This is a genomic window from Ilumatobacter sp., from assembly GCF_041688325.1.
Taxonomy (GTDB): Bacteria; Actinomycetota; Acidimicrobiia; order Acidimicrobiales; family Ilumatobacteraceae; genus Ilumatobacter_A.
In genome coordinates this window covers 1-9312 of the sequence record NZ_JBDNIJ010000165.1, presented here as the reverse complement: position 1 = coordinate 9312, position 9312 = coordinate 1, and the positions used below count along the sequence as shown (strand labels likewise).

At 62.1% G+C, this 9312-nt stretch carries 11 protein-coding genes; 5 read left to right on the top strand and 6 right to left on the bottom strand.

Features of this window, described 5'->3' with window-relative positions; all coding sequences use genetic code 11:
* The 3 genes from ACH2EI_RS10520 to ACH2EI_RS10510 form a co-directional block, all read left to right on the top strand.
* Positions 1 to 284 (top strand): aminotransferase class V-fold PLP-dependent enzyme (locus tag ACH2EI_RS10520; protein ID WP_395159962.1); only part of this gene is annotated, 284 nt, incomplete at its 5' end.
* Positions 285 to 311: 27 nt separating this feature from the next.
* Complete coding sequence (sufU, locus tag ACH2EI_RS10515; protein WP_395159960.1) at positions 312 to 785, top strand: Fe-S cluster assembly sulfur transfer protein SufU; 474 nt, start codon at positions 312 to 314, stop codon at positions 783 to 785.
* A 60-nt stretch (positions 786 to 845) separates the two neighbouring features.
* Entirely contained in the window at positions 846 to 1715 is an 870-nt protein-coding gene (locus tag ACH2EI_RS10510) for a transposase (protein ID WP_395152797.1), read from the top strand.
* Positions 1716 to 1727: 12 nt separating this feature from the next.
* Here the strand turns inward: ACH2EI_RS10510 and ACH2EI_RS10505 are convergent, their stop codons facing one another.
* The 6 genes from ACH2EI_RS10505 to ACH2EI_RS10480 form a co-directional block, all read right to left on the bottom strand.
* Entirely contained in the window at positions 1728 to 2222 is a 495-nt protein-coding gene (locus ACH2EI_RS10505; RefSeq protein ID WP_395152796.1) for a YbaK/EbsC family protein, read from the bottom strand.
* Complete coding sequence (locus ACH2EI_RS10500; protein ID WP_395152795.1) at positions 2215 to 3474, bottom strand: MFS transporter; 1260 nt, start codon at positions 3472 to 3474, stop codon at positions 2215 to 2217. The genes ACH2EI_RS10505 and ACH2EI_RS10500 overlap by 8 nt, the downstream gene beginning before the upstream one ends.
* Positions 3458 to 3694 (bottom strand): 4a-hydroxytetrahydrobiopterin dehydratase, encoded by a 237-nt coding sequence (locus tag ACH2EI_RS10495; RefSeq protein WP_395152794.1) that lies wholly within the window; start codon positions 3692 to 3694, stop codon positions 3458 to 3460. The genes ACH2EI_RS10500 and ACH2EI_RS10495 overlap by 17 nt, the downstream gene beginning before the upstream one ends.
* 87 nt (positions 3695 to 3781) lie before the next feature.
* Positions 3782 to 4138 carry a hypothetical protein gene (locus ACH2EI_RS10490; RefSeq protein WP_395152793.1) on the bottom strand — a complete coding sequence of 119 codons (357 nt, stop codon included), beginning with the start codon at positions 4136 to 4138 and terminating at the stop codon, positions 3782 to 3784.
* Between the two features lie 255 nt (positions 4139 to 4393).
* Positions 4394 to 5680: a Fe-S cluster assembly protein SufB gene (gene sufB, locus ACH2EI_RS10485; protein WP_395152792.1), complete on the bottom strand. Its 1287-nt coding sequence runs from the start codon at positions 5678 to 5680 to the stop codon at positions 4394 to 4396.
* A gap of 15 nt (positions 5681 to 5695) precedes the next feature.
* A complete protein-coding gene (locus tag ACH2EI_RS10480; protein ID WP_395152791.1) occupies positions 5696 to 5971 on the bottom strand; it encodes a ferredoxin in 276 nt (91 codons plus the stop codon).
* Positions 5972 to 6015: 44 nt separating this feature from the next.
* Between ACH2EI_RS10480 and ACH2EI_RS10475 the strand changes: the two genes are divergently transcribed.
* Both ACH2EI_RS10475 and ACH2EI_RS10470 read left to right on the top strand, forming a co-directional pair.
* Positions 6016 to 8112 carry a S9 family peptidase gene (locus tag ACH2EI_RS10475; RefSeq protein WP_395159958.1) on the top strand — a complete coding sequence of 699 codons (2097 nt, stop codon included), beginning with the start codon at positions 6016 to 6018 and terminating at the stop codon, positions 8110 to 8112.
* Between the two features lie 326 nt (positions 8113 to 8438).
* Entirely contained in the window at positions 8439 to 9311 is an 873-nt protein-coding gene (locus ACH2EI_RS10470; protein ID WP_395152789.1) for an alpha/beta fold hydrolase, read from the top strand.
* Position 9312: the final 1 nt, after the last annotated feature.

Below are 9312 nucleotides of genomic sequence, written 5' to 3'. Positions count from 1 at the left end.
GCCGCTTCGGTGACGACATCACGATCTACGGGCCCGACGACGTCGAGTTGCGCGGCGGCGTGTTCAGCTTCACATTCCGCGACATTCATCCGCACGACGTCAGCCAGGTCCTTGACGAACGCAACGTGTGCGTGCGCGCCGGCCACCACTGCGCCAAGCCGCTGATGCAGAGCCTCGGCGTCAACGCAACGACTCGCGCCAGCATCTACCTCTACAACGACACCGCCGACATCGACGCTCTTGCCGACGGCCTCAACGACGCAACCGATATCTTCGGCCTCTGAGCCGTTCAGCTTCCGGGAGAAACCACCATGTCAGGACTCGAAGATCTCTACCGCGAGATCATTCTCGATCACTACCGCACACCGCGTAACCGTGGCGAGCTCGATCCACCAGCCATCAAGGCCGAGGGGCACAACCCCTTGTGCGGCGACGAGATCACCGTCTACCTTTCGATATCCGGTGAGGGCGACGACGCTGTCATTGAAGACATCAAGGTCGGCGGCCAGGGATGCTCGATTTCGCAGTCGTCGGCATCAATGATGAGCCAGTCGATGAAAGGCAAGTCCGTTGCCGAGAACCGCGCCCTGGCCCGCCGCTTCAAAGCGCTGATGGGCATCGACGGCGTCGAGCCACAAGACGGCGACGACGCCATCGATCTCGGCGATCTTGAAGCGCTCGAAGGCGTCATGAAATTCCCGGTCCGCATCAAGTGCGCTGTGCTCAGCTGGAACACGGTCCTGCAGGCGCTCGACAGCGGCGGCGGCACCACCTCAACCGAATAAGTGCGCATGGGGTCAGGCCCCTTTCGCAACTCTGTGACACCCGACAGGCAAGATTGGGCTATGCCTCGGCCTCCTCGACCTGACCTGCACGGCGCTTGGTACCACGTCATCAACCGTGGAGCCGATCGACAGGACATCTTCAGTTGCGACGCCGACTTCGCCTACTTCGAGTCGCTGATGGCCGACGCGGTGGCAACCCACGGCATCGAGATTCACGCGTACGCGTTAATGAACAACCACTTCCATCAGCTCATGCATTGTCCCGAGGGAGGTGTGTCTGCAGCGATGAAAGACATCCAGTCGGTCTACGTGGGGTCGTACAACCATCACCACGACCGAACCGGGCCCATGTTCGAAGGGCGCTTCACTTCCCACCTGGTCAACGGACCGACGGCGCTCCACCTCACCGGGCGTTACATTCATCGAAATCCGCTCGACATCGTGCCGGGCCATTCGTTGGCGCTCTATCGGTGGTCGAGTTTTCGGCACTACGCCACCGGATCTGTTGCTCCGAAATGGTTAACAACCATCGAACTGGACGGGCAATTCCAGAACCGATCCACCTACGAGCGGTACGTGCTCACGAGCCACCCGAGCGACAAGCAGGCGGAGCGGCTTGGCAGCCCCGCCGCACTCGGCCAGGTCGACGCGATGGACGAACTCGTCGCTGCAATCTGTGGGGTTGCGGTCGAGAACCTCCGACTTCGCAACCACAACAACACGGCTCGGCTGCTCGCAATAACGCTGGCCGTCGAGCTCCGAATACTTAGGTCAGATGATCTCGCTACTCACTACGAGTTGGGCAGCGCTGGTTCGGTGCGGGCAACAGCCCGTCGAGGTCGGGTGCGACTCGCCGACGACCCTGCGTTTGCGGCGCTGCGACACGCTGTACTTGCCGGCCGATTCGACAGAGTTGCGAAAGGGGCCTGACCCCATGCGTAACTACTTGCGGAGGTCGGTGACTTCTCCGCCGCTCGCGCGAACAAGTTCGTTCGGCTCGATGGCGAAGACGTCGTTCCAGGTTCCCGCTGCTGCCCAAACCTCGTCGTAGGCGAGGAGGTCTGGGTCGATGAACACCCGCAGCGGATTCGTGTGGCCGAACGGCGGCACGCCGCCAATCGGATAGCCAGTGCTCAGTCGAACGGCATCAGCATCGACTCGCTTGCACTTTGCTGCACCGGCCGCGGCTGCCAACAACTTCTCGTTCAGTTGGTTCTTACCGCTGACGTAGGCCAACACCAGCTCGAGCTCGTCGGCATCTGACGCGACGCCAAAGATCAAACTCTTGACGATCTGACCGACATCGACGCCGATGGCGTCAGCAGCATCTTGCGCCGTCTTCGCGCCCTGCGCGAAGTGCCGCGGCTGCACGTCGACGCCAAGTTCGCGCCCGGCGTCGATCACCCGGATGACGTTGCGGTGCGGTGCTTCACTCATCCGAGGGAACCGTAGCGGGGCCGGCAGCGGCGAGGAACAGCACACCGATCACACAGAGCCCGCCCGCAACGCTGTAGGGCAACCGATACGAACCCGACACGTCGTACAACCAGCCGAGCAGCAGCGGCCCACCGGCCACACCAACAATCGCAATGAACTGGGACCGGCTGTAGATCTTCGGATAGTCGGCGACTCCGAAGCGTTCAGCGAGCAGCAGCGGCTGCAGCATCAACAGGTTGCCAATCGTCAGACCAAACAGGATGATCGACACGAAGATCAGCGGTGTCGACGTCGCGAACGCAAGAGCAACAAGCGCCACACACTGGAGTGCGGCGAGCACCACGGTCAGCTTCGCCATCTCGACCACCTGCGTCGCGCGGCCACCGATCAAACGAGCGATCACCGACGTGGCAGCGAGAGCCGTCAACGCAAACCTGGCAGTGGAAGGATCGGTCCGGCCTTCGACGAGCTTCACCAACTGCTGGATGCCACCGACCTGCGAGCCGAGGCAAAGGACATAACCAATGGTGATTGCTTTGTAAAATCGGGTCTGGACCGCTTCTTCGAACGACACTCCAGGGAGCGCTTCGACGGCCTGGCCGACCGTGCGTCGAGCACCGTCAGGTGACCATCCGGCCGCAATCGGATCGGGCTTCACGAGGAACCAAGTGATCGGAACAACGCCGATGACAAACAGTAAACCGAGCCACGGCGTCGTTGCTGCAAGGCCGTCTTCGTCGATGAAGCGCTTCACGAACGGGGTGATGATGATGCCACCGGCCGACAGGCCAGTCGATGCAACCGACAATGCGACGGCCCGCTTCTGATGGAACCAGCGCGTCACGATGGTGGTCGTCGACACCAAACCAGCGCCCGCATACCCGAGTGCAAACAGGGCGTACACGAGGAACAGCTGCCATTGGGTCTCTACTTGACCGAGCAGCGCCAACGCTCCACCTGCAATCACACCGCCACCCATGATCACGTAACGCGCGTCGTAGGCAGCGATTAGTCGAGCAACCCACAGGCCAGCGACACCACCCACGACGAAGAACACGGTGACCCCGAACGAGATGGATCCGAGCGACCAGCCCCGCTCGTTGCTGAACGCATTGAGGTAGACCGCCAGGCCGTAGAACGCGAACCCAGAGTTGACCGTGAGCACGATGAAGCAGCCAGCAACGACCCACCAACCCGGGAATCGACCGGTGCTCGCAGCCTCGCCAACCTTCGTCTCAACTGAGGAGGTCATCGATGTCGGCCGCAAGCCGACGATCCCTGTCTGTGACGGTGTTCCCTGCGTCATGGCTCGTCAGCGCGATGCTGACCCGGTTGTACACGTTCGACCACTCGGGATGATGATCTTGTGTCTCAGCGAGCAGTGCCACCCGAGTCATGAACGCGAACGCTTCCGAAAAGTCACCGAACGTGAAGTCACATTCGAGTCGTCCGTTGGATTCACGCCATGACATGCCGCGACCGTAACGAAGTGAGTTCGTTGCAACGTTGCTGGCCGGTTGACCGGCAGAAATATCGACTGGCCTACGAGACCAGTTTGATCAGGGCTTCTTGCGGAAAAGACGCTTGAATATTCCGCGCCGATGCTGGGCCGCGGCTCGCTCGGCCTCCACTTCGGCCCGTACATCAGCACCGATCGAGTTGAGGATGTTTTCTGCTGCATCAAGCACCGCTGCAGCCGATCCGTCATCAAGGCTTTTGGGCTCCGGAGGCGTCGGCGGCACAATAAGCGTGCCGTGTGTCCACGCGGCATCGGCGAGGCGCCGCTCGTAGCCAGAGCAATTCTCCGGGCACCGCCACGGAGCATCAGGAGCCAGATCGAGGTTGCACTTCCTGACCGTGTCACCGTTCGGGTACGACCGACTCTCGAAGTTCTTGCACTCGGTCCGCATCGGCATACAGGCGAGGCTAGAGCGAACGGGTGGCGCTTCGCATTCAGAGGTCGGGTCGCCGAGCATTCGAAGGCGAACAAAGAGCGAACGGGTGGCGTTTGCGCATTCAAGAGGTCGGGTTGACCAGCATTCGAAGGTGGCAGGTGAGCGAACGGGTGGCGCCGGGGATTGAAGAGGGACCGTCAGCGAGGAACGAGCTGTCGCAGCCCGATCAATTCCCGGCGACAGGACCCGAGAGCGGACAACGCGCCGAAGAGCAGGTCACCCGACCGACCCCTCCATTTGGAGTTCGATCAGGCGGCTCCATTCGACCGCATACTCCATCGGGAGCGTTCTCGTGATCGGTTCGATAAAGCCGTTGACGATCAGGCCCATTGCCTGCTCCTCGGAGAGGCCACGGGACATCAGGTAAAACAGCTGCTCGTCGGTGATCTTCGAGGCTGTCGACTCGTGGCCGATCTGAGCGTCAGGTTCGCTGATCTCCGTGAACGGGAACGTCTCAGACATTGAGTGCTCGTCGAGGATGAGTGCATTGCATTCGACGTGGCTCTTCGCGCCGACCGCACCTTCGTCGACACGCACGAGGTCGCGGTACGTGGTGAACCCGCCATCTTTGCTCATCGACTTCGAGACGATCTTCGAGGTCGTATTCGGGGCGGCGTGCACCATTTTGGCGCCGACATCCTGGTGCTGGCCCCTACCTGCGTAAGCAACCGACAACACTTCGCCGGTGGCGCCAGCGCCAACCAGGTACACCGACGGGTACGTCATGGTGAACTTGGAACCAATGTTGCCATCGATCCATTTCATGTGACCGCCGGCTTCGACTCGCGCCCGCTTCGTGACAAGGTTGTAGACGTTCGGCGACCAGTTCTGGATGGTCGTGTAGGTGACGTCGGCATTCGGCTTCACGGCGACCTCGACGACCGCGCAATGCAGCGCTTCCTTCGTGTACACCGGGGCCGAGCACCCTTCGATGTAGTGCACCTTGGAGCCTTCATCGGCAATGATCAGCGTGCGCTTGAACTGGCCAGCGCTTTCGGAGTTGACCGACAAGTAGGTCTGCAGCGGCATCTCGACGTCGACACCCGGCGGGACATAGATAAACGAGCCACCCGACCAGACCGCGGTGTTGAGTGCCGCGAACTTGTTGTCGCCCGGCGGGACGATCGTGCCGAAGTAGTCCTTGACCAGGTGCGGGTGCTCGCGCAGGGCAGTGTCCATGTCGCAGAACAGGACCCCCTGCTTCTCCAAGTCATCGCGGTTCTTGCGGTCAACGATCTCGGACTCGGACTGCGCTCCGCGAAGTTCGTCCGACTCGGAGACCTGCTCGCCCTGGGGACCGCGGTAGTAATAAATGTCCTGAAAATCGATGTCGGGCATGTTGACCGCGAACCATTCGGTCATCGGCTTCTCGTCGAACAAATCGAACAAGCTGAGTGAACGGAGACGCATCTCAGTCATCCAGTCGGGCTCGCCGTTACACCAGGCAATCTGTTCTACAACGCCCCGGTTGATGCCCTTGTCGGGCTCGAAGGCGGAGGGCACGGGCGACCTACCGACTCAGGCGGCAGCGCCGTCGGCAGCGAACTCGGCCACGGGGACGTCGACCTCGATGAAGATGCACTCGCCGGGGCAGGCCTCAGCAGCATGGACGACGTCGGCGATGTTCCGATTGCTGACCCAGGCGAGGCTGCCGGAGCCGCCGGGGTCGTTGAGCGGCGCACGGTCTTGGGCGACGTAGGCGATCCCGTCTTCGAGTTGGATGAAGACGTCAGGGCAGTGGTCGACGCAGAGGCCGTCGCCCGTACAGAGGTCTTGATCGATCCAAACTCGCATAACGTGACCGAACGGTAGCGCTGCGGCCCTACATTGGCTCGATCGTGAACGTAGACAATTCCAAGAACAATCGTCACACCGGCGCTCCGGCAGGCGCTCCCGTTGCACCTCGACGGCCCCACGTTTGGGACCGGCCGACGGGGCCCGTCGATGACCAGTTTGCCTGGATGCTCGATATCGAGGACCAGGAGTTTCTCGCCCATCTCGCCGCCGAGAACACCTACAGCGACGCCTACTTCGAGCCGCACGCCGAGACGATCGAGACGCTGTATTCCGAGATCAAGTCGCGAGTGCAAGAGTCCGACATGTCGACCCCGGTACGCAACGGCGACTGGTGGTACGTGGCACGGACCGAAGAGGGCCTGAGCTATCCGGTCCACCATCGCGGGCCGACGATGGACACGGCCACCGAGATCGTCCTCTTCGACGAGAACATCGAATCTGCCGGGCACGACTACTTCGACCTCGGCGCACTTGACGCATCCCATGACCACCGGTCATTCGCCTGGTCGATCGACACAGCGGGCGATGAGCGCTACCAGTTGCAGATCCGCACCTTCGCCGACGACGGATCGTTCGTCGATAGCGACGAAGGCATCGACAAAATCGCGAACGCCGGCACTGCCTGGTCGGCCAATGGTTCGTCGCTCTTTTACGTCCGCCCAGACGACCAAGAGCGACCCTTTCAGGTCTGGCGCCACAGTGTCGGCGACCTCACGACCGATGCCGACGAGTTGATCTTCGAGGAACTCGACGAACGATTCTTCGTCGCGATCGGTGAGACCCGTTCAAACGAATGGATCATTATTCACTCTGCGAGCAAGACAAGCGCTGAGGTTCGCCTGGCTCCGTCGGACCTCTCGGCCCCGTTTACCATCGTCCGGCCACGTCGGGATGACATCGAGTACCAGGTCGACCATTGGGGCGACCGGTTCGTGATGACGACCAACGACGCCGCTGTCGACTTTCGTGTTCTCACGGCGCCGCTCGACTCCGACTGGACCACTGCCGAAGCGTGGTCCGAGTTGATCGCGCATATCCCCGGGCTGCGGATCAGTGGCGTCGAAGCATTCGCCGGGCATATCGTCGTGCACGAATGGGCCGACGCCCAGCCCCGGCTGCGCATTCTCTTCCGCGACGACGCGCTCCCGGAACGGACCGTCGAACTCGGTGTTGCACCACACGACGTTGACCTCAGCGCGAACCCGGAGTGGGACTCCGACACGATCCGGTTCGTCACCACCTCCATGGTCATGCCACCGTCGCTGTTCGAAGAACACGTGGCGACCGGTGAACGCGTGCTGCTTCGTCAACTCCCAACGCCCAACGTCAATCTCGAGCAGTACGTCACGCGTCGCTTGTGGGCGCCAAGTGGTGGCGACAACCCCGTCCTCGTACCACTCGACATCGTGCATCATGTCGACACACCCCTCGACGGCACGGCGGCAACGGTCCTCTACGGATACGGCTCGTACGAAGCGTCGATGGCGCCGTGGTTCTCGATCGCACGCATCTCGCTCCTCGATCGCGGCATGGTCTTCGCCCTGGCCCATCCCCGTGGCGGCGGCGAACTCGGTCGTCAGTGGTACATCGATGGCAAGTTGCTCAACAAGCAGCACACGTTCGACGACATGATTGCCTGCAGCGAGCACCTGGTCGACGTCAAGATCACTGCTCCTGACCGCCTAGCGATCCGCGGCGGATCCGCCGGTGGCCTGCTGGTTGGAGCGTGCATGACGCAGCGACCGGACCTCTACGCGAGCGTCGTTGCTGAGGTCCCGTTCGTCGACATCGTGTCAACAATGAGCGACCCGACGCTGCCCCTCACCGTGACCGAATGGGAGGAGTGGGGCGATCCTCGCTCTGAACCGTTCGCGTCGATCATGGCTGCTTACTCCCCCTACGACAACACGGTCGCTGCCGACTACCCGGCCTTGTTCGCCACCGCCGGCTTGAACGACCCGCGGGTCGGCGTCCACGAGCCCGCCAAGTGGGTGGCGCGTCTCCGCGAGGTCGCGACCGGCAACGCCCCGATCGTCTTGCGAATCGAAATGGGAGCGGGCCATGGCGGCCCCACCGGCAGGTACGACGCCTGGCGTGACGAAGCTCGCACGCTCGCCTTTCTGCTTGCCACCGTCTAGATTCACGGCCGAGTCAGGCCGAGTCAGGCCGAGTCAGGCCACGTTTGCCCGGTCTGCGACGTGCCACCAAATCCGACGGCAGGTGTCACCTCAGGTGCGTCACCTTGTCGGCGTTTTGGGACACCCTTCGGCTGCCTTCGAGCCGGCGATACGGGGCACTTGACCGAGGAATATCTGCTGGCGTGCGCTCGGGGATACCGGCGCTGGCGCTGCCCGGCGCTGAGCATTATGGAGGGCTGATCGCACTCAACACGGGCCGACCACACGGGCATTCAGCCAAGGCCAGCTCGCTTCCGGCGTCGAATTGGAGCGTCTAAGATTTCGAGATGCCTCAAGCCGAAGCCAATGGAATCACACTCGAGTACGACGTCAGGGGCGACGGCGAGCCGCTGCTTCTCGTGATGGGTCTGGGTGAGCAGTTGATCGGCTGGACCGATGAGTTTGTTGATCTCTTCGTCGACGAAGGATTCAAGGTCATTCGGTTCGACAACCGCGATATTGGCCTCTCGACGCAGGGAACCTGGACGCCTCCGAAGCTCGCGAAGACGTTGACGGCGATGATCACGCGACGGCCGTTGAAGGGTGTCGGCTATACCGTCGTCGATATGGCTGACGATGCAGCCGGGCTGCTCGACGCGCTGGGCATCGAGTCGGCCCACGTCGTTGGTCTCTCAATGGGCGGCATGATCGTGCAGGAGTTGGCGATCAATCACCCCACCCGGGTGCGCAGCATGTGTTCGATCATGTCCAACGTCGGCGACCGCAAGAGCGGTGGGATCAAGGCGTCATTGGCGAAGAATGTCGTGCGGCGTCCCGCGTCGACGAGGGAGAACGCTGTCGATGAAAACGTGAGGTTGTTCGGGCTGGTCTCGGGTCCGCATTTCGACGCTGATGAGCATCGCGTGCGAGCTGCGGCGGCGGTTGAACGAAGCTTCACTCCGGATGGCTTCGACCGGCAAGCCGCGGCGATCGCCGGAACTCGTGATCGCACCGAGTTGCTCGGAGCGGTGACCGCGCCGACACTTGTCATTCACGGACTTGTGGATCCGCTCGTCAAGCCGAGCGGCGGCGTCGCTACAGCGATGGCTATTCCAGGTTCGCGTTTGCTCGCGCTCCCCGACATGGCCCACGACCTCCCGCAGCCGCGACTGCACGAGATCCGTGACGCGATCCTCGCCAATATTCGCCGAGCGTCCTAGT

Bases quoted from the DNA above. Each gene is read 5' to 3' on its own strand.
- sufU (WP_395159960.1), top strand. From the start codon at position 312: ATGTCAGGACTCGAAGATCTCTACCGCGAGATCATTCTCGATCACTAC.
- ACH2EI_RS10510 (WP_395152797.1), top strand. From the start codon at position 846: ATGCCTCGGCCTCCTCGACCTGACCTGCACGGCGCTTGGTACCACGTC.
- ACH2EI_RS10505 (WP_395152796.1), bottom strand. From the start codon at position 2,222: ATGAGTGAAGCACCGCACCGCAACGTCATCCGGGTGATCGACGCCGGG.
- ACH2EI_RS10500 (WP_395152795.1), bottom strand. From the start codon at position 3,474: ATGACCTCCTCAGTTGAGACGAAGGTTGGCGAGGCTGCGAGCACCGGT.
- ACH2EI_RS10495 (WP_395152794.1), bottom strand. From the start codon at position 3,694: ATGTCATGGCGTGAATCCAACGGACGACTCGAATGTGACTTCACGTTC.
- ACH2EI_RS10490 (WP_395152793.1), bottom strand. From the start codon at position 4,138: ATGCCGATGCGGACCGAGTGCAAGAACTTCGAGAGTCGGTCGTACCCG.
- ACH2EI_RS10480 (WP_395152791.1), bottom strand. From the start codon at position 5,971: ATGCGAGTTTGGATCGATCAAGACCTCTGTACGGGCGACGGCCTCTGC.
- ACH2EI_RS10470 (WP_395152789.1), top strand. From the start codon at position 8,439: ATGCCTCAAGCCGAAGCCAATGGAATCACACTCGAGTACGACGTCAGG.